Raw genomic sequence first — 19303 nt, forward strand, 5'->3', positions numbered from 1 at the left:
AGTTCGTAAATCGTGTATCGTTAGTGTGTTGTTGCTGCTTGTCTGGGAGCATCCGCCAGAGCAGGATTGCGATAGCGGTCAGCTATTCAGCGCACCTTTTGCAGTTTTGCGCGCAGTTTGCGCTGTTCTTTGTGGTCGCTGGTAAGCTGCAGAGCCTCCTTCCACATCCGCGCAGCGTCTTTCGGGGCTCCAGCTTTGAAATAGATGTCGCCCGCACGGTCATAGTAGTCCGCGTCAGGCTTTTCTGATTGTCCTTCTTTTTCAAAAGCCACCCACATAGAGTCGGTCACCGCTTTAGCTTCAGCATATTTGCCTGCTTTGTAGAGCGCCCAAGCATAAGTGTCGAGATAGATGGTGTTGTGCGGCTCAATCTCGGTGGCACGTTGTGCCAGTTTCACCGCACGTTGGAGTTGCACGCCCCTAGTGCTGAGGTGGTAAGCATAATTATTGAGGGTCTGCACATTATTGGGGTCTTTTACCAGAGAAGAATCGTAAGCCGCAAAAGCCCGTTTCACTAGCTTCTTCTGGATATAAGCATCTCCCAGCATATAGTAGATTTGCGAAGCCACAGAACTATCCGTGTTGTTCGACATCACCTTCACTCCATCTTCGAGAATCTCCATCGCACAGGCATCGTCCTCTCTGTTGTAAGCAGCGATTGCCCCAAAATAGTAGAACAACTCATTGTCAGGATGCAATTCTCGTCCACGTTGACAAATGGTATCTAGCTGATCCGTATCATTGCGGTTCACCGCGTCGCGGAGCAGCTGCATGATAGCGCGCTCATCGTTGGGATTTTCGCGGAAAATCGCCAGTGCAGGTACTGCCAATTGGCTTTCAGGAAATTTGAATTCTTGAAGAAACTGCACCAACCATTCGCCCATCGTCACCCCAGCATCGCGCTGGTTCATCGCCACCACCGCGTGTTGGTACACCTTCTCTTTGTCGTATTTCCCTTCTTGCAACCAAGCCGCGGCTTCACGGAACATATTCACCTTTTGTTCCACGGGCAAAACCGTGTCCACCGCAACCGCAGCCAATGTCTTGTCGTAGTTGTCGACATCGTTTTTGTTGCGATAATAGATGAGACGGAGCAGCGGCAACCACTCATTGTGGGGCTCACTGGCAGCCACATCGTCCATGATTTCTCGTCCGCGTTCCAAGTGTTGATTACGCAGATAGAGGTTGGCAAGCAACACACGTGGATAGTTGTCGCCCTCGTTGGCTTCGCACCAGTCGCGGAGAGTGGCGACCGCTTCGGGGATGCGATTTTGATATTCTAAGATATTGGTTTTTTTTATCACCAATTCATTCGACTTTCCCTCCAAGGTGGTGATTCTGTCCAAGGTCTGCAGTGCAGCATCCCAGTTGTTGGTGCGTTCTTGCAGTCCCTCTAGCACTTTGAGGTTATCCACTGTGGCATCTGTTGTCACCAACTGTTCGTAGAGTCGCAGAGCGCGCTCGTAACGGTTAGTCTGTATCCAATAGTTGCCGAGCATCTCGCGATAGTGCGCGTTGGAGGGCGAGAGTTGTTGCGCCAGTTGCAACTGTCGTTCACCGCGTTGTCGCAGCAGACTGTCGGAATATCCTGCCGATTGCAGCAAAATCAACCCCTGTTGGAAGAGCGCGTCCGCATCGTTAGGGTTAATCGTCAGTGCGTAATCGAGCAAGTCAAAGGCTGCATCGTAGTTCCCTTTATACTTCTGGCGTATCGCCTCGAGATATATCCCATCAAATTTGCGACGTTGTTTCAACGTGAGGAGGTTTCTAGCGCGGATAGCCCCATCCTTCAGGGTAGGTGGGGTGTAGTTGCGCGCATAGTTGGAGCAGCCCAACAGCAAAAGGCTGAGCAACATCCATCCCATCACAGCCAGGAGGTGAAATGATGAAAGTTTTCTTTTTATCATCACGGATTTTCTTGTTTTCTAGAGAACAGGGGCTGGTGCTTCTATAGAGTCTAGTTTCTCTAGAGGTTATAGGATTTCTAGTTTCTCTAGATAATCTAACGTCTAACCCCTAAGCCCCCGAGCCGCGCTTGTCGTGGCGAGCAGAAAGGGGTCTGCGACCCTCTAACGTCCAACGTCTAATCTCTAACGTCCAACGTCTAATTTCTAACGTCTAACGTCTACCCTCTAACGTCTATTTCCCCGTATGTCCAAATCCACCTGCGCCACGCTCGGTGTCTTCGAGCGTTTCCACAGGTTGCCATTCCACTTGTTCGTGTTTCGTCACCACCATTTGTGCGATACGTTCGCCATCGTTGATGACAAAAGGCTCTTGGCTCAGGTTCACCAAAATCACGCGCAGTTCACCGCGGTAGTCCGCATCCACCGTTCCGGGAGAGTTCAGCACCGTAATGCCATGTTTCAGTGCCAGTCCTGAGCGAGGGCGCACCTGCGCTTCATAGCCTTCGGGCAGTGCGATGTAGAGACCTGTGGGCACCAGCGTGCGCTCCATCGGAGCCAAGGTGATAGGCGTCTCGAGGTTAGCACGGAGATCCAGCCCCGCACTTTGGGACGTAGCATATTCGGGCAGCGGATGCTGCGAAAGATTGACGATTTTAACTTGCATATTCTGTGTATTCGACACCAAGTGTCTGAGTGAGTGGAGAGAATCCCGAAGACAACCATCCCGTTGTGCCCCGTTTTTCCCAAATCATGAGGCAGCGTCGCCCCATTTTTGTCGCAGCGCACCTCCCACGAGGCAGCGTCTCGCGCGCATACGCGCCATCCCCTTTTGCCGTCCTCCTCAGAAAATCAGGAGAAAAAAGGGTCTGCGACCCCAAAAATACTAAGAAAATCTCAGATTCTCTCTATCCTGTGCGCTGTATTTCCTTAAAACCCCTATATTTGCAATATGAAATGGCAACAACTCATCTCCTCTGCGCGTTGGGGAAAGCAAAACACCCAACGCTCAGCAACAGAACAGCGCACAGAATTTCAGCGTGACTACGACCGACTCATCTTTTCTTCCCCCTTCCGTAGGTTGCAAAACAAGACCCAGGTGTTTCCCCTCCCGGGTAGCATCTTTGTGCACAATCGCCTCACCCACTCCCTCGAAGTTTCCAGCGTAGGACGCTCCTTGGGAGCTGACGTAGCGCGCCTGCTCATCCCACGCTACAGCGGAGAAGACGTAGCCGCACTCGAAAGCATCAGTGCCATCGTTAGTGCCGCCTGTTTGGCACACGATTTGGGCAATCCACCCTTCGGACACGAAGGAGAAGCCGCCATCCGTTCCTTCTTTGCAGAGGGCGAGGGACTTTATCTTCGCGAACAGCTCCCCATCGAAGTGTGGAACGACATCACCCATTTCGATGGTAATGCCAACACCTTCCGTCTTCTCACCCACCAATTCCACGGCCGCCGCGCAGGAGGATTTGTCATGACTTATAGCACCCTCGCTGCCATCGCCAAATATCCCTTCTCCTCCTCCCTCGCCACCCATCCGAAATTCGGATTCTTCGAGGCAGAACGAAAAGCCTTTGCGCACATTTTCAAGGAATTGGGCATCCCTGCACTAGAGACCCATGGCAAGCATCAGCGCTTTGCCCGCCATCCCCTCGTCTTTTTGGTAGAAGCTGCCGACGACATCTGCTATGAGGTGATGGACATCGAAGATGCCCACAAACTCCGCATCCTCTCCACCGAGGAAACCCGCCAACTCCTCCTAGGCTTCTTTTCCGAAGAGGAGCAACACACCCTCAGCACTGCTTATCCCGAAGACACCGACGCTGGCGAACAAATTGCCTATCTCCGTTCCTGCGTCATCAACGCCCTCGAGCGTGCTTGTGTGGAGGTCTTTGTGGAGCACGAAGCAGAAATCCTCGCTGGCACTTTCAAAGGTTCGCTCATCAGCCAACTCCCAGCTCCGCTTTCCACAGCCTATCAACGCTGTGCCGAGGTGGCGGGCAACCGCATCTATCATTCCAAAGAGGTGGCAGACATCGAACTGTCGGGTTATCACATCATCTACACCCTCTTGTCGCTCATGACAGCCGCAGTGGTGCAGCCCGAGAAAACCTATTCCAAACTCCTCCTGCGTCACGTTTCTTCGCAATATGAGGTACATGCCCCCGATCTCGCCACGCGCATCATGGCTGTCCTCGACTACCTCTCCGGCATGACCGATGTCTATGCCCTCGACCTCTTCCGCAAAGTCCGTGGCATGCAGTTACCTGCTATTTGATGGTGGAAGCGTATATTTTTTTAGTCTAAATCCTTGGATTTGAGAATTATATTGTATCTTTGCAATATATACTCAAGTATATGAACGTCGAATTTGAAAATCCAGCTCTTCGTGACTTATATGAAAACGGCAAGTCTCGAGAATACAAAGCCTTTAGTAAAAGCAAAGTAAAAGTAGCTGCATATATTCGTGTAATTGCACTGATGGTAGGAGCTAAAAATATTGAAGATATTAAGGCTATGAGTTTCTTACATTATGAGAAATTGAAACATAGTTATAGTGGTTATAGCTCCGTGCGCATAAAGAACGGAGAGATTGAACGACTAATTTTCAAAGAAAAAGACGACAAACTCACTATTGCACTAATCACTCTAAGCACCGATCACTATGGCAACAAATAGACCAATCCCCTTTGAAGCCACCCATCCAGGTTCTATCCTTAAAGAGGAGTTGAAGGAACGTGGAATATCGCACGATAAGTTTGCTGTAACAATTGGAGTGGCAAAGTTCATTGTCAGCGAGACAATAAACGAGAAAAGAAACATCACGCCTGAATTTGCTCTAAAACTTGAAACTGCCTTAGGCGTATCTGCTGAGTTTTGGATGAATGTACAGGCTGCTTATGAGTCCGATCTTCTAAGGATAAAAGCACGTGATGAAAAGAAAGCAAAAGAAAATGAGCACAGAATGACTTATCCTTCTTATTCTGTACGCAAGGAGACAACTAGTCCTCAACTTACTCTTTCCTAAAGTTTTGTGCTCTTTTTTCTATCCAAATCCAATTTAAAAAAGGATTTCCCAACCGCTATGGCTGAGAAATCCTTTTTTTAGTTCATCACCAATGAATGATGATTGATTTTGTTGCAAAGGAGGGAAATTTACTCACCTCCGTTCCGCCCATCGTTGTGGTTTATCGAATGATGGTGGCATCGCGTTCGGGACCCACCGAGAGAATGGCAATGGGAGTCGCCAATTTCTTTTCGAGATAAGCGATATAGTCGGCATATTCTTTTGGGAAATCCGCTTCAGCGCGCACGCCGGTCAAGTCGCAGTGCCAACCAGGGAGGGTTTCATACACTGGAGCCCAACCTTCGGTGTCGTAAGGCATAGACTCGGTGCGCTCGCCATCCTTTTCGTAAGCCACGCACACCTTGATTTCTTTGAACGAATCCAGCACGTCCGCCTTCATCATCACCAAGTCGGTCACACCATTCACCATGATGGCATATTTCAGTGCCACGAGGTCCACCCATCCGCAACGGCGGTTACGACCGGTCACTGCACCAAATTCCTTACCCACACGGCGAATCTCTTCACCCGTCTCGTCAAACAATTCTACGGGGAAAGGACCACTGCCCACACGCGTGGAGTAAGCCTTGAAAATACCCCATACACGACCGATGCTTTGGGGCGCAATGCCCAAGCCCGTGCAAACACCACCAATGGTGGTCGAAGAGGAAGACACGAAAGGATAGGTGCCGTGGTCGATGTCCAGGAGCGAACCTTGTGCACCTTCGGCGAGCACGTTCTTACCTTCTGCCAAAGCCTGGTTGATTTCGTGTTCTGTGTCGGTGAGGGGGAAACGACGCATATAGTCGATGCCTTCGAGCCACGTCTTTTCCTCTTCGGTGAGGTCGAAATCGGTGAATCCGAGGTCGCTCAAGATTTGGAGGTGACGCGCTTTGAGGGCTTCATATTTGGGGAGGAAATCTCCTTGGATGTCTCCCACACGGAGACCCACGCGCGCTGCTTTGTCGCTGTAGGTAGGACCGATGCCCTTACCGGTGGTGCCCACCTTGCCCTTACCTTTTGCCGCTTCATAGGCACGGTCGAGCACACGGTGCGTGGGGAGAATCAAATGCGCACGGCGACTGATGTGCAGACGTTGCACGATTTCATAACCCGCTGACTCCAATTCGCGCGCCTCATTCATGAAGAGGTCGGGAGCAATGACACAGCCGTTACCGATGATGTTGGTCTTCCCTTCGTCGAAAATGCCAGAGGGGATAGAGCGAAGTACAAACTTCTTGCCATCGAAGATAATGGTGTGGCCAGCGTTAGGACCGCCAGCAAAACGAGCTACGAGGTCATAGCGAGGAGTAAAATAGTCTACTACTTTACCCTTTCCTTCGTCGCCAAAGACAATGCCGAGCAAGGCATCTACTTTTCCTTTTGTCATGTTTTAGGAGAATGTAAATAGGGCAATGACTAGTATTTTAGCCATCGCGCGTGATATTTGCCACAAAGTTACACTCTTTCTGCTTAATATGCAAAAAATAAGTTGTAAATTTGCCTCTCAGCTCTAGTCTATCTAGTTTCCGCTAGAGCTTTCTAGCGTCTAGTCTTTCTAGTGCTTCTAGAGCATCTAGTCCAATCGCGCTAGCCCTCTAACGTCTAATGTCTAACGTCTAACGTCTACCCTCTAACGTCTAACCGAGCCACGCTTGTCGTGGCGAGCATAAAAGGGTCTGTGACCCCTAACGTCTAACGTCTACCCTCTAACGTCTAATGTCTAACCGAGCCACGCCTGTCGTGGCGAGCATAAAAGGGTCTGTGACCCTCTAACGTCTAACGTCTACCCTCTAACGTCTAATGTCTACTTCCCTCCAACTCCGTGTTCTCCCTCAGGTGGCCTATGATGCTGCCAACCTCCGTGCAGATGTTGCCCAGCGTCTTGGAGTCGACCCTCAGCAGATTCATGCCATCCGCACCGTCAAGCGCAGCATCGATGCGCGACAACGACAGGTGATGGTCAATCTCACCCTTGAGGTCTTCATCGACGAAGACCCCACCACCTTGTCTTTCGAGCGCATCCACTATGGCGATGTCAGTGCCGCGCCCCAAGCCGTCGTCGTGGGAGCAGGACCCGGAGGACTCTTTGCCGCCCTGCGTCTCGTAGAACTCGGGGTGCGCCCCATCGTCCTCGAACGTGGACGCGACGTAGATGGCCGTAAAAAAGACATCGCCGCTATCTCCCGCGACCACATCGTCGACAGCGAGAGCAACTATTCCTTCGGAGAGGGTGGGGCAGGAGCCTTCTCCGATGGCAAACTCTATACGCGCTCGAAAAAGCGCGGCAACGTGCAGCGCATCCTCGGCGTCTTCTGCCAACATGGTGCCAGCACCGACATCCTCGCCGATGCCCATCCCCACATCGGCACCGACCGCCTGCCCGGAATCATCGAGCGCATGCGCGAACAAATCAAATCTTCGGGCGGTGAGGTGCATTTCCAAACTCGTGTCGACGAACTCCTCTTCTCTGCTGAGGGAAATCGCGTGGTGGGCGTGCGCACCGCTGCCGGACAAGAATTCCTCGGTCCAGTCATCCTTGCCACTGGTCATTCCGCGCGCGACGTCTACCGCTATCTCCATCGTGCTGGGGTGGACATCGAACAAAAATCCCTCGCCATGGGGGTGCGCTTGGAACATCCCTCTCTTCTCATCGATCAAATCCAATACCACAACCGCATGGGACGCGGCAAATATCTCCCTGCTGCCGAATATTCCTTCGTGCAGCAAGTCAAAGACCGTGGCGTCTACAGCTTCTGCATGTGCCCTGGTGGCTTTGTCGTGCCTGCTGCCACAGGTCCCGAACAACTCGTGGTCAATGGGATGTCGCCTGCCAATCGCGGTAGCAAATGGTCCAATTCGGGAATGGTGGTTGAGACGCGCCCCGAAGATATCGACGGAGAACTCATGCCTTTCCTCCTCGAAGCCATGAACGATGAGACTTTCGCAGCGCAACATACCGATTTTGACGACAAACACAATCCTCTGCGTATGATGTATGTGCAAGAGGCGCTCGAGCGCGCCACCTGGATTCAAGGTGGTCGCACACAGGTGGCACCGGCACAACGTATGGCAGACTTTGTCAACAACCGCCTCTCTGCCGATCTTCCCAAATCGAGTTACAACGCGGGCTTGTTGGCATCGCCCCTCCATTTCTGGATGCCAAAATTCATCACCTCGCGTCTGCAAGAGGGTTTCAAGGCGTTTGGACGTCGCAGTCGTGGTTTTCTCACCGACGAAGCCGTCCTCATTGCCACCGAATCGCGCACCTCAGCCCCTGTGCGCATCCTCCGCACTCCCGACACACTCCAGCACATCCGTCTTGCCGGACTTTTCCCCTGTGGCGAAGGCGCAGGTTATGCCGGTGGCATCGTCTCTGCCGCTATAGATGGCGAACGCTGCGCAGAGGCATTAGCTTCTGTTTTAGGTATTAGAGGTTAGACGTTAGACGTTAGACGTTAGAAGGCTGGCGCGGTTGGACCCTTCTCCGCAGGGCGCTAATGTCTAACGTCTAATGTCTAACGTCTAAAATCTCCTCGCGCGCGCGTGCGCGCCCGCAAAACAATACTTTTTGCTTTCACAACCTTCACAGAATTCGTTGTAAAGTTTTGGAAAATAGGAGTTTATTGGGGTATTAGGAACGGGGTTCACGAGAAAGTGGGATGAAGGAGCAAAAAAGCAGTGGTGAAGGAGCAAAAATAGTGGTGTTTGCACTTCTTTAGGGAGGTGAAAAAACAGTCCTGTGACGTAGCAGAATGCCCCATCTTCTAATTTTGTGGCGATAGAAAAAACGAAGAGAGTAGTATGGGGTTTCGCATTTTTTTGAGGAGAAATCATAGATGGTTTTCTAGATTTCCCTCTTTTTTAGTGATCATCCGAGCTTTTCCAGAAAAGCTCCCACGTTTGTGTAAAAAACTCCCACGTTTTTCGGAAAATCTCCGACATTTCTTTCAAAACTTCCCACGTTTTTCCCGAAAACTCCCACGTTTTTCGGAAAATCTCCGACATTTCTTTCAAAACTTCCCACGTTTTTCCCGAAAACTCCCACGTTTTTCGGAAAATCTCCGACATTTCTTTCAAAACTTCCCACGTTTTTCCGGAAAACTCCCTTCTTTTTCTAAATCTTCCCCCTATCCTTCTACGAAAAAGAGCAAGTTTGGAGAGAAATACTCCCAAGATAGAAGAACGCCGTTCCTATTACCCCTCTATTTTCTTGGACCACTGTGTTTTACGCGTCAATCTGTGAAGGTTGTGAAAGCAAAAAGTGCAAAATTCTTGTATGTACGCGCGCGTGAGCGCGTGCGAGATTTTATAAGAATGCCCTCTCTTATAAGAATGTCCTCTCTCCCCACTCTTTTTGGCTGTGCTTCTAGAGAAACAGAGCGTGGTATTACCATTTCAGTTTTGTAATCTCGAGAAAGGAACAATCGTCACGAGTCGGCATGTAGTACACTCGCGCGTGACTGATGCCTACTTCTTTTGGTGTTATATTTGTATTAAAATCATTGTTCAAGTTTTGTTGTAAATTAATTTAGTAGTTTGGAGGTTGAAAGTCTCTAAAAACTTGTCATCTCTACTTGTGAAAATGAGGGGTTTATGGTCCAGAGAGTAAAAATAAGACCTTTTGAGTAGAAATTTCCTGCGAAAAATTTGCTAGTTTCATAAAAGTATGTACCTTTGCAGCAAGAAACTATCTAACATGCGCTAAACTACTCGAGTTTTCTAGCTTCGGGTAGGTGAATTACGCAAAAAAGCCTCAATAAGCATCGGAAAAATAGATATGAAGAAAGCTTTTACCCTGCTATTCTTTACTGCACTCGCCGCAACCGCTGTGCACGCGCAGCGCGTCGTGCTCAAGCATAATGTTTTGCTCGACGTGGTGCATTCACCTAATCTCAGTCTCGAGTTGGGGCTTACTCCTAAGCAAACACTCGACATTCAAGTCGGATTTAATCCCTTCACCTATAATTCAGCCGATAATTCGAAGTTTCGTCACATCACCGTGCAACCCGAATGGCGCTACTGGACGTGCGAACGCTTTAACGGTTGGTTTTTCGGGATTCATGCTCATGCCGGTCGTTTTAATGCTGGTAATGTGACGCTTCCTCTCAATCTCTTCCATACGGTGCAAAACGCACGTTACGAAGGTTGGTTTGCTGGGGCTGGTGTCGGAGCGGGATATCAACTTCCCCTCAGTCGTCGCTGGAGTGTTGAAGCCGAACTCGGTTTGGGTTACGCCTATGTAGACTACGACAAATTCGCTTGTGGCAAGTGTGGCACGCTCCAACAGGATGGTAACTCCCACTATTTCGGCGTTACTCGTGCTGGACTCTCGTTGGTTTGCGTACTGAAGTAAAATAGTCTCCCACTAACGACTTATGTCTGACGACTAGATAGGTCAAACGACTAGAATCTAATGACTGGTGACTAGATGCGTCTAACGTCTAGAGCCTAAAGTCTAAAGTCTATACACGTCTATTATTATAAAATGACAAAGCTATCTCTCATCGCATTGCTCTCAGTGGCTACGGCACTCCCAGCTGCTGCTCAGCGTTATAATGGGCAAGTGAGTTTTACTCCAGCTCAAGTGAAAGCAGCTGCCGATAGTGTGCGTCTCAACCTTGGCGTTGTCCTCGATGGCGTTCGTCTGGGTAGTCGCACTTTGGTCACCCTCACCCCTCGTCTTGTTTCGCAAGATGGCACACAGACTTATACCTTCTCTCCGGTGAGTTTCGGTGGTCGCAATCGCGATATCATGTGGAAGCGTCACAATTTCCCAGGCGCACCCCGTCCCGTGGTGCTTCGCTCTGGTGAACAGCGCACTCTCCCCCTCACCCTTACCGCTCCCAATGTAGCGTGGGTGAAAAAAGCCCGTTTAGTGGTGGACGAACAAGTGCAAGGCTGTGCAGGATGTGAAGAAGGTGCGATGCGCTACAATCTTCTCGAACGCCTCGTGAAAGAAGAGTATCGTCCACAGTTCACCACAGCTTATGTGATGCCTACTCCCGAGCCTGTCAAGATGCGCTCCGATCGCTTTGTCGCTCGCTTCAACTTTAAGGTTAATCGCTACGAACTCCTCCCCAATCTCGGTAACAACCGCGTGGAGTTCGCTCGCGTAGATAGCGTGGCACAAGTCATTCTTCGCAATAGCGACGTGCAAGTGAAGAATGTCACCATTGATGGTTATGCTTCTCCCGAAGGAACGGATGCTGGCAACCTTAAACTCTCGCAAAATCGTGCACAAGCATTTGTGGACTATCTCCGTCGCACCTACGGTTTGTCCACTCGCATCTTTGCCGTGCGTGGCCATGGTTCCGACTGGGCTGGACTTCGTCAACGTGTAGAGCAAGATCCACAGGTGCCCAATCTCAATGGCGTCCTCGAGGTGCTCAACCAAGACGGCAACAATGAGGCTCGCAAGGCAGCGCTCCGCAAACTCGATGGCGGTGCTCCCTACGCTTACCTCCTCGATACGCACTATCCTCCACTCCGTCGCACGGAATATCAATTCACCTATGCGGTGCGTGCGTTTAACCTCCAAGAAGCTATTGAGCGCATCCACACCAATCCAGCTCTCTTGAGCTTGAATGAGATGTATCTCGTGGCAGAGTCTTTCCCCGCAGGGTCTGTGGAACGCAGAAACGCTTTGGAGACTGCGCAACGTCTCTTCCCCAATGCACCTGAAAGCCGCTTCAACACCCTTGCCAATCGCTTGGTGTCTGCTCAAACCGAAGCTGACGAAGCCTTCCTCAGTGGTTATGCAGATGGAGCTGAAAAATGGAATAACCTCGGTGTCTACTACGGTCTGAAGAAAGACTACGCTCGTGCTAAGGAATGCTTCCAACGCGCAGGTCAACTCCCTGCTGCTGTGAAGAACCTTGCCGAACTTGCCAAGGTAGACGCAGAGTAACCCTCCCTCATAGATAATAAAGAAGAAAAAACTCACTTCCCTCCTTTTGAATGCGCCTGGTGCGTGTTCAAATGGAAAGGTGAAAAGAACTGATTAATCAATTTAATAAACTATCTGTATGAAAAAGCAATTTTTCGTAGCAGCGATGGCCCTCGTACTCGGTGCGGGCTTCACTGCTTGTTCAAGCGACGACTTGAACGTTAAGCCCGGTACAGAGGTGAACCAAAAGGCTACGACTTACATGTCTGTGTCTTTCGTGTTGCCTACTGCAAACAGCACTCGTGCTGCAGCCGACGGTCAAGATGACGCTGATCCTAAGTTCAACAACGTTGGTAAGTGGGCTGGTAAGGACGATATCCAGAAGGTAAACGTTTACGTTTTTGATAACGCTGGTAACCTCGAAGCTCATCCTACTTACACTACTGCTCAGCTTTCTTTCGCTCAAGTGAGCACTGGTTTAGCTGAAGCTAAGGTTTCTGCAAACACTGCTTTCAAGGTTAAGCCTGGTACTAAGACTGTTTACGTTGTGGTTAACCCCACTACTGCTGCTGAGAACCTCCTCAACATCGCAGCAAACAACACGCTTGCTGCTTTCGAGACTGCTTACAAGTCTGAAAACTTGGCATTTGCTAAGCCTTCTTTCCGTACTACTGAGTACACTACTGGTGACGAAACCAATGCAGGTGAACTTGCAAAAGTTGACAATGACAAGGATATCATCTTGATGACTGGTCCTGCGGCTACTCCTACCATCGATGACAACGTTTCTGCTGCTGAAGCTGTTTCTGGTGCTAAGAACCGTGCCGATCTCACTGTACAACGTGCAGTTGCTCGTGTGCTCGTTACCACTACTGCTACTTCTTTCGACATTAAGGGTATGAACCCCACCTCTATGACTGAAGAAGCAGGTGCAATTAAGGTTTCTGATTTGACTTATGTAGTAGGTCAAGGCGAAAACAAGTTCTACTTCCTCCAAAAGGACAATGGCGGTAATGATGGTGCAGCTTTCACTACTCCTGCATTTGCTCAGGTACCTTCAAACGATGACTACTGGTCTAATAACTTCCAAACTAGTTACAACACTGTAGGTAAGCACTATGACTACTCTGGTCTTTGGAAGAATACTGCTACTGGTAATATTAAGGGTGTTAGCGTTCCTACTCGTACTGCATTTAATAATAGTGCTACAACTGAGCTTAGTAACGTAACTACTGACCTCAATGCAGGTCTCAAGGGTGAATTCATTCTTCCTACTCTCCACAAGTACAACACTGACCGTGCACAAAGCAACTATCGCAAGGGTAACACTGCTTACATCCTTGTTCGTGGTTACTTGACTCCTAAGTATTATGTAGCTGCTGACGGTACTGTTACTGAAAATGCAACGACTCCTCTTGCTGCTAATGCAGACGTTTACCTCGGTGCAAACGGTGTATTCTACGCTGACAAGGCTTGCGTTCAAGATCCTACTAAGAAGGGTGTAGCTGGTCAAACTGCTCAGTTGTACAAGGGCCGTAAGGTTATGTACTTCGTATGGATTAACCCAGACGTAGTTGATGGTAAGGCTGTTAACTCTCCTGTTATCCGCAACAACATCTACCACGTACAAATCAAGGGTATCTCTAAGATTGGTGCTAACTGGAACCCACTCGTTCCTGTTGATAATCCTAACGATCCTAATATCACTAATCCTAACGATCCTTCAAACCCCATCAACAACAACCCCAACAACCCTGACCCACGTCCAAAGAATGACCTCGAACCTAAGGATCCTCCTGTAGATCCTAAGGATCCCCTCACTTCTAAGGAAACTTGGATGTCTGTAAACGTTAACATCCTCCCATGGGCTGTTCACTCTTACGAAGTTGAACTCTCTATCTAATCGATAGTTCGCATATCTAGCTCAGGCTAGACAAGCAATACCACTCCAAGCGAGGGGAGGGAACTCCCCTCCCCTCGCTTACTTTTTTTATCCTTTGCGCAGCTTTCCTATTGACTTTGTTATGCTGCCCTCAACAAAGGTTTCCCAACGCGCAAGCGACGCGCGACACTTAATCTGTATATCGAACTTTTTCACATGAACCTTCTCGCTAAATTCGGCGCGGCATGCGTCACTATCCTAGGCGTTTTCGCTAACTACTCCTGCGACTCCATCTTCCACGATGATCTCTCAGATTGTCCGCAAGGGGTTTATGTGCGCTTCTACCAACAAACGCCTTGCTACAACTACAAAAATACCAGTGTGGGTAAGGTGAATAACCTCCATGTTCTTGCCTTCGACAAACAAACGGGACTCCTCGCCAACTTTGTCGCTGCTGACCAAGAAATGATGCTCACCACCGAACACGAAACACTCCTCCCTCTCCAACAAGGGGACTATGAACTCGTGGCGTGGACGGGTAACGCTGCCGAACTTGCTTCGGCGAAGCTTCAAAAAGGAGTCACTCACAAAAGTGATGTCTTCTTCCAACTTCGACAACAACAAGACGGTTCTTACGTCTTTCCCAATACTCCCGAACCTCTCCGATATGGATTTGCTGGTACGGGACTCAACCGACTTCCCCTCGACTCTGCTGAATATGCCCATCGTGAGGCTACTTCGCAATATCCTCTCGACGAAGTCATCAATATCCCCGATCCTGCTAAGGAGGGTAGTGTGTTCCGCCACGCTGCCATCAACCTCCGCCCACAAACGCTCCGCGTGAATGTGCAACTCGTGGTGGACGGCAGTGTGAAGAGTGCCAAATATCCCACCGCTGCCAATAATTTCGATTTGCAACTACTCACCTCTGGTCGTGCCCTCGCACACGAAGCTGCCAAGAACGGTAGCGCTTTGGTGGACTGGACAGTGCCCCAAGCTAAATTGGCGCCTGCAACCGACGCGCGTTTGCTCCAACCTCTCCAAAAACAGGTGGTGGCAGATACGCTCAAACAAAGCTACAACCTTTTGGGTAACACTGCCAACAACCTCGCAGAAGGTCGTCTCGTGATCATGCACAAAGGAAAGAAGGTGGAACTCTCTGACGCGGTGAAACAACTCACCAGCGCTCTCGACCTTCCAGCCCTCATCCGCATAGCGCTAGAGAAACAAAATATCAATCTCAACTGCGGTGACGAAGTGACCATCAAACTCCACGTGAAGAATCAGTGCGTAGACTGCGACACTTACATGATTTTCGACGTAGAAATCGAGAAGTGGAGCGTGCACTCTTACGAAACTGAATTGGCAATCTAACCTCCAGTTACTCTTATTTTCATAACCCTGACTAGACAGGTCTCAATGGGTCAACCTCCTGCCGCGGTCGTTGACTTATGCTCGCGCAGGGCGTCGCGCCTCGACCGCTCAAACTGGAGATAGTCTCAACTGAAACTCAAAACTTATGACTTTTCGTTCTTTATTTCTTTTAGGTGCCATGGTGGTGGCTACCGGTGCAGCTGCACAAACTCAACCTCGCACAAAAGCTAAAGTGGGTGTCAACACCAAGAACCCCACGGAGAATCTCCACGTCAATGGTACTCTGCGTGTGCAAAAACTGCCCGCTAATGGTACCGCCAACGCCATCTCTACCAAAGCGGATGGCACGGGGTCTACCGATGTGGACCAACGTTTCAATGCACAGTATGTGGTGACCGCCGACAAGAATGGTGTCTTAGGCCGCGTTTCTAGCATAGAAACTAAGCTCTTCTATATGCCTGCTGTACACCTTCCGTTGACTGAAGAAGAACTTGCGCTCAACCCCTCAAATCCCTCTTATTTATCCCACTTTACCCCAGGATACTCGTCTACCTACGGATTTCAAATTGGGCTCCATGGTCTCTTTACTCACCAGTTCGATATAACCCCCAACTTCGATGCTACTCCTCAGATAGTGAAGAGCGATCCATCTGCAGCTTTATGGAATGCTAATTGGGGGTATGTTGCTGAGGATTTCGACTATTTCATCACCTATTATGATACTGAAGTATTCGAGAATGTGTCTGTAACAGCAGATGGATTACTCCGTTATAAGGTGAAAGCTGGTGCAGTCCCCACTGCCAAGACCTATATGAACATTGTCTTAAAGAAGAAAGACCAACCTTAAGACTTTAGGATTTCATCTCTCATCCCTATTATCTCATGAAATATCTCCATGCCACGCTCGCAGGAGCACTTTCTCTTTTGACGCTTTCCGCACTCACTGCGTGCGATGCGACGTTTCACGACGATCTGTCAGATTGTCGCCACACCTTGTGGGTGAATATGGCTAAGAACGATTGCAACCTCCAAGGCACTACTGCACCGCAATATGTGGCGCCTGCTGGAAAGGTGCGCATCTTGGCTTTCGACAAGAATGGTCTCTTGGCTGCTGACACCACTTGGACACAAAACGACGCGCGCCCTGTGGAGCGTGTGGGTTTGCACACCCTACAAGCTGGCACTTACACTATCCTCGGATGGGCGGGTATTTCTGAGCAGTGGGAACAAAAGATGTTGCACCTTGGCAGAACACGCATTTCTGACGTGGTCTTGACACACAAGGCTACTTCAAATCCTAACAATCCGCAGTCGCCTGCCCTTTTGGCTGACCTCAGTGGCACCCACACTTGGCTCGGTAGCAACACTAGCTTTGTCAAGTTCCCTGATCCTACGGAAGTGGGTACCACAGAACAAGAAGTGACACTTAACATGCACGAGCAGACTTTCGAAGTTGACGTGCAAGTGGATGTGGATCCTGCCACCTACGATGGTAAGAATGACATCTCTGCCAATGATTTTGACATCATGGTAGAACTTCAGCAAAATGAGTATCACATGGATGGCACGCCAGCAGCTACATCTTCTAGCTTGTCAGGCTATATGTTGAAGGTGAACACTAGCCGAACCAAGGAGCAGCTCAAAGGAAAGTTCACTGTGCCTGCTCTCACGGCTCGCAATAGCAAGGTGAAACTTACACTCATCAACCGCACGAATGGTAAGGTGGTGGAACAAGGAGCCTTCGACCTCTTGGCGCTCTTGAAGCTCCAACAAAGCTTTGACCCCAGTTGCGCACGCAGTGCGAAGCTCAAATTCAAACTCAAAGACCACTGCTTCTGTGGGGAATTTACCTGCGATGAAGTGTGGGTGGATGGGTTGAAACTCGGTTCTTTCACCGTGGGTAAATAACGCTCAGCAACGTCTACAACAGACCTAAACAACAAAAAGCTCCGTAGCCTGGCTACGGAGCTTTTTTGTGCGTCTTGTGGCGTGAGCTTTTGTACGCTGCATCCAGTTCTTACTGTTGCCCTCTTCAGATTTCCTGCTCTTGACGGCTTAGTGTCCGGTGTATTGTGCGTTATGTTCTGATATTGTCTATTGTCTTGCTGATATTTTGTACGGCTTGTGTGCAATCGTATGTCGTATTGACCGAATATAGTGCTGTAATTCAGAGTTATTGTGTGACCTTGAGCGTCCCGCTGTGGAGGGCTATAAACAAACATCGCGCCTCACTTGCTTTGTGGCAGGTGAGGCGCGATGAATGATAATGAGAAATTCTGCGCTGTGCGCTTAGAACGTCACTGTCTGATCGGTGAAGAGGGGAGAGGAGATTGTGGCACTCACCGTGCGCCCAGTGGCATTGCGCTTGAAATGAAGCGTTTCTTTGCGGCGACGTCCGCGGGTGGAGTTGAGTACGATGTATTCGTAGTAAATCTTCTTGTCGCGGATCACAAGTTTCAAGTTTTGGTTGGTGTTGTCGTCCACGTACGGGGTGAGTCCATTGGCATCGATGGTCACTTTGTAGGGGAAGAGGGTTTCGGGAATGGAACCCGGAACATCGAAAGTGAGATCCACACGCTCGCCTTGTGCTTTCTGGTTGGTAGCTCCTGCACCGTTGATAAAGGTGGCGTTGAACTTGTAGGGCTGTTTGAACACTATCGTGATGGTGCGCTGGATGATGGAGCGATTGGTGGCAGCTTTGTTGTCGGCGATGACCACGAAGGTGTAGCTCGTGGAACTGGTGGTGGGGAAGGTGACGCCAGTTTTGGGAGTTACCTTCAGTTCTCCCGTGGTACGGTTGAAGGTGACCGACTGAATGAAGGGATCGTTGGTGAAAGCACCGTCCACCGCCTTGCGATTGTAGTAGACATTGACCTTGTTGAGCTCGTTGGTGTTGCTGCCTATCGCTTTGTAGGCTATCTTTGCGGTGTAAGGCTGTGGTTGCGTGATGATGACTTCTGAGTTGGAGACATCGAGCATGTATTTTCCATCACTGATTTCGGAGAACTCTTTCAATTCGACGGAGGCAAAGAGGTTGTTGCCGGCAGGGGCTTCGATGGCTTTCTCGGGAGTGGGATAACCGGTGGTTGCCACACTGTTGACGGTCACCTTGTAGAGGTGATTGCGCACCACGTCATAGGGTTCACTTCCCAAATAGTTGTTGGCAGCATCGAAGAAGTCTTGTTTGAGGTCGACTTTGTAGTAGCCTGGAGTCTCGTAGGTGCCGTTGGGTCTGCGCTTGGCACCATATAGGATGATGGCGATTTGTTTGTCTCTATCGGCTTCTGAGTTACGATATTCGTAGAGGGCAATATCGTTCTTATTGGATTTCCAACTATCGTTGGTCGTCCCTTGGGCACCGAGGTAGTTGTGGAGGGTGACACCACTGAGGAGTGTGGGACGCGTGGGGCTGCTGGGGAAGCTGTAGAGCACATCGCGGTATTGTGCATCGGGGTCGCTGCCGTCGAGCGTCTCTTTTGAGATGTAAGGAGCGAGGGTGCCGCGGTCGGGAGCGTTGTGGACACAGAATCCTTTGAGATCAAACCCTGCGCTGGCAGCGATGGCAACTTGCACCACGGCTTGATTGCGGAGCAGGCGAAAGACGCGATTGTTGAAGCTGCTGGTGTTGAGCTGGGCGAAGCTGAAGGAGCGCCAGTAGACAAAGCGGCTGAGGTTGGTGTCGGAGAGGCGATTGATGAGTTGCCCCTCGTCGGTGTCTTTGAATTGATAATCTTGTGGCCAGTTGGCAGGGAAGTTGTAATTGGCAATGAAGTGGATGATGCGTTGACGAGTGCTCGATAGGAGTTTGGCGGAAAAGTTTACCGCTTTGTTGTCTTGCGCGCTTCCTTGCGCCGGAAGTTGGTTTTCCCCTCCTGCAATGTTGCGCTCTTGACGGGTGAGGTTGGCAGGTGCTGAGTAGAGAAAACGGTGGTTTTCGTCAAAGACCAAGAGCGTGAGGTTTTGGATGTTGGACACCTCAGCACGTGTTGGCACTTGCATCTCCGGCAGATCGAGTTGTCCCGTGATGGTGATGCTGTCGCCTTCGTGGAAGGTAGGCTCAGCTTCCACTCGGTGCTCGTTGTCGCTGAGGGAATCTTCGAGCTCCGAATGGCAGGCTGTAGTGATTCCTCCCCACACTAGGGTGAGGAGAACGAAGAGGAATCCTTTATAATTGAAGTGCATAA

15 protein-coding genes are annotated in these 19303 nt (G+C 50.0%); 10 read left to right on the forward strand and 5 right to left on the reverse strand.

What is annotated here, in order from left to right:
• Positions 1-86: 86 nt before the first annotated feature.
• Together BQ2633_RS08135 and dut are read right to left on the reverse strand one after the other, a co-directional pair.
• Positions 87-1907, reverse strand: a complete 1821-nt coding sequence (locus BQ2633_RS08135; RefSeq protein WP_141700167.1) for a tetratricopeptide repeat protein — start codon at positions 1905-1907, stop codon at positions 87-89.
• A gap of 232 nt (positions 1908-2139) precedes the next feature.
• Positions 2140-2571, reverse strand: coding sequence for a dUTP diphosphatase (gene dut, locus BQ2633_RS08140; protein ID WP_075566356.1), 432 nt, complete (start codon positions 2569-2571; stop codon positions 2140-2142).
• A gap of 285 nt (positions 2572-2856) precedes the next feature.
• On the opposite strand from dut, the gene dgt reads away from it, so the two are divergent.
• The 3 genes from dgt (at position 2857) to BQ2633_RS08155 (ending at position 4935) form a co-directional block, all read left to right on the forward strand.
• Positions 2857-4185: a dGTP triphosphohydrolase gene (gene dgt, locus BQ2633_RS08145; RefSeq protein WP_075566358.1), complete on the forward strand. Its 1329-nt coding sequence runs from the start codon at positions 2857-2859 to the stop codon at positions 4183-4185.
• A gap of 80 nt (positions 4186-4265) precedes the next feature.
• Entirely contained in the window at positions 4266-4586 is a 321-nt protein-coding gene (locus BQ2633_RS08150) for a type II toxin-antitoxin system RelE/ParE family toxin (RefSeq protein WP_075566361.1), read from the forward strand.
• Positions 4573-4935, forward strand: coding sequence for a HigA family addiction module antitoxin (locus BQ2633_RS08155; protein ID WP_075566363.1), 363 nt, complete (start codon positions 4573-4575; stop codon positions 4933-4935). The genes BQ2633_RS08150 and BQ2633_RS08155 overlap by 14 nt, the downstream gene beginning before the upstream one ends.
• A 160-nt stretch (positions 4936-5095) precedes the next feature.
• On the opposite strand, the gene BQ2633_RS08160 is transcribed toward BQ2633_RS08155, so the two are convergent.
• Entirely contained in the window at positions 5096-6364 is a 1269-nt protein-coding gene (locus BQ2633_RS08160) for an adenylosuccinate synthase (protein WP_075566365.1), read from the reverse strand.
• A 413-nt stretch (positions 6365-6777) separates the two neighbouring features.
• Here BQ2633_RS08160 and BQ2633_RS08165 point away from each other — a divergent pair, with 413 nt between their 5' ends.
• On the forward strand, positions 6778-8415 hold the full coding sequence (locus tag BQ2633_RS08165) for an NAD(P)/FAD-dependent oxidoreductase (protein WP_075566366.1): 1638 nt from the start codon (positions 6778-6780) through the stop codon (positions 8413-8415).
• Between the two features lie 430 nt (positions 8416-8845).
• On the opposite strand, the gene BQ2633_RS08170 is transcribed toward BQ2633_RS08165, so the two are convergent.
• Positions 8846-9064 (reverse strand): hypothetical protein, encoded by a 219-nt coding sequence (locus BQ2633_RS08170; RefSeq protein WP_141700168.1) that lies wholly within the window; start codon positions 9062-9064, stop codon positions 8846-8848.
• Between the two features lie 690 nt (positions 9065-9754).
• Between BQ2633_RS08170 and BQ2633_RS08175 the strand changes: the two genes are divergently transcribed.
• The 6 genes from BQ2633_RS08175 (at position 9755) to BQ2633_RS08200 (ending at position 17027) form a co-directional block, all read left to right on the forward strand.
• The gene (locus BQ2633_RS08175) at positions 9755-10330 is read left to right on the forward strand and encodes a DUF3575 domain-containing protein (protein ID WP_075566370.1); all 576 of its coding nucleotides are present in this window, start codon (positions 9755-9757) and stop codon (positions 10328-10330) included.
• Positions 10331-10462: 132 nt separating this feature from the next.
• Entirely contained in the window at positions 10463-11884 is a 1422-nt protein-coding gene (locus tag BQ2633_RS08180) for a DUF3868 domain-containing protein (protein WP_075566372.1), read from the forward strand.
• Between the two features lie 118 nt (positions 11885-12002).
• Positions 12003-13766, forward strand: a complete 1764-nt coding sequence (locus BQ2633_RS08185; protein WP_075566374.1) for an Mfa1 family fimbria major subunit — start codon at positions 12003-12005, stop codon at positions 13764-13766.
• A 195-nt stretch (positions 13767-13961) separates the two neighbouring features.
• Positions 13962-15119 carry a FimB/Mfa2 family fimbrial subunit gene (locus BQ2633_RS08190; protein WP_075566376.1) on the forward strand — a complete coding sequence of 386 codons (1158 nt, stop codon included), beginning with the start codon at positions 13962-13964 and terminating at the stop codon, positions 15117-15119.
• A gap of 145 nt (positions 15120-15264) precedes the next feature.
• On the forward strand, positions 15265-15966 hold the full coding sequence (locus BQ2633_RS08195; protein WP_075566378.1) for a hypothetical protein: 702 nt from the start codon (positions 15265-15267) through the stop codon (positions 15964-15966).
• Between the two features lie 35 nt (positions 15967-16001).
• A complete protein-coding gene (locus BQ2633_RS08200) occupies positions 16002-17027 on the forward strand; it encodes a FimB/Mfa2 family fimbrial subunit (protein ID WP_075566380.1) in 1026 nt (341 codons plus the stop codon).
• A gap of 381 nt (positions 17028-17408) precedes the next feature.
• Here the strand turns inward: BQ2633_RS08200 and BQ2633_RS08205 are convergent, their stop codons facing one another.
• Positions 17409-19301, reverse strand: coding sequence for a fimbria major subunit (locus BQ2633_RS08205; RefSeq protein ID WP_075566382.1), 1893 nt, complete (start codon positions 19299-19301; stop codon positions 17409-17411).
• Positions 19302-19303 lie beyond the last annotated feature (2 nt).

This window comes from Ihuprevotella massiliensis (assembly GCA_900095835.1).
GTDB classification, from domain to species: Bacteria; Bacteroidota; Bacteroidia; order Bacteroidales; family Bacteroidaceae; genus Alloprevotella; species Alloprevotella massiliensis.

What these genes read in the sequence shown, in the direction of transcription:
- BQ2633_RS08160 (WP_075566365.1), bottom strand. Translation starts at nt 6,364, where the DNA reads ATGACAAAAGGAAAAGTAGATGCCTTGCTCGGCATTGTCTTTGGCGAC.
- dut (WP_075566356.1), bottom strand. Translation starts at nt 2,571, where the DNA reads ATGCAAGTTAAAATCGTCAATCTTTCGCAGCATCCGCTGCCCGAATAT.
- dgt (WP_075566358.1), top strand. Translation starts at nt 2,857, where the DNA reads ATGAAATGGCAACAACTCATCTCCTCTGCGCGTTGGGGAAAGCAAAAC.
- BQ2633_RS08135 (WP_141700167.1), bottom strand. Translation starts at nt 1,907, where the DNA reads ATGATAAAAAGAAAACTTTCATCATTTCACCTCCTGGCTGTGATGGGA.
- BQ2633_RS08185 (WP_075566374.1), top strand. Translation starts at nt 12,003, where the DNA reads ATGAAAAAGCAATTTTTCGTAGCAGCGATGGCCCTCGTACTCGGTGCG.
- BQ2633_RS08195 (WP_075566378.1), top strand. Translation starts at nt 15,265, where the DNA reads ATGACTTTTCGTTCTTTATTTCTTTTAGGTGCCATGGTGGTGGCTACC.
- BQ2633_RS08190 (WP_075566376.1), top strand. Translation starts at nt 13,962, where the DNA reads ATGAACCTTCTCGCTAAATTCGGCGCGGCATGCGTCACTATCCTAGGC.
- BQ2633_RS08200 (WP_075566380.1), top strand. Translation starts at nt 16,002, where the DNA reads ATGAAATATCTCCATGCCACGCTCGCAGGAGCACTTTCTCTTTTGACG.
- BQ2633_RS08155 (WP_075566363.1), top strand. Translation starts at nt 4,573, where the DNA reads ATGGCAACAAATAGACCAATCCCCTTTGAAGCCACCCATCCAGGTTCT.
- BQ2633_RS08205 (WP_075566382.1), bottom strand. Translation starts at nt 19,301, where the DNA reads ATGCACTTCAATTATAAAGGATTCCTCTTCGTTCTCCTCACCCTAGTG.
- BQ2633_RS08180 (WP_075566372.1), top strand. Translation starts at nt 10,463, where the DNA reads ATGACAAAGCTATCTCTCATCGCATTGCTCTCAGTGGCTACGGCACTC.
- BQ2633_RS08150 (WP_075566361.1), top strand. Translation starts at nt 4,266, where the DNA reads ATGAACGTCGAATTTGAAAATCCAGCTCTTCGTGACTTATATGAAAAC.
- BQ2633_RS08175 (WP_075566370.1), top strand. Translation starts at nt 9,755, where the DNA reads ATGAAGAAAGCTTTTACCCTGCTATTCTTTACTGCACTCGCCGCAACC.
- BQ2633_RS08165 (WP_075566366.1), top strand. Translation starts at nt 6,778, where the DNA reads ATGTCTACTTCCCTCCAACTCCGTGTTCTCCCTCAGGTGGCCTATGAT.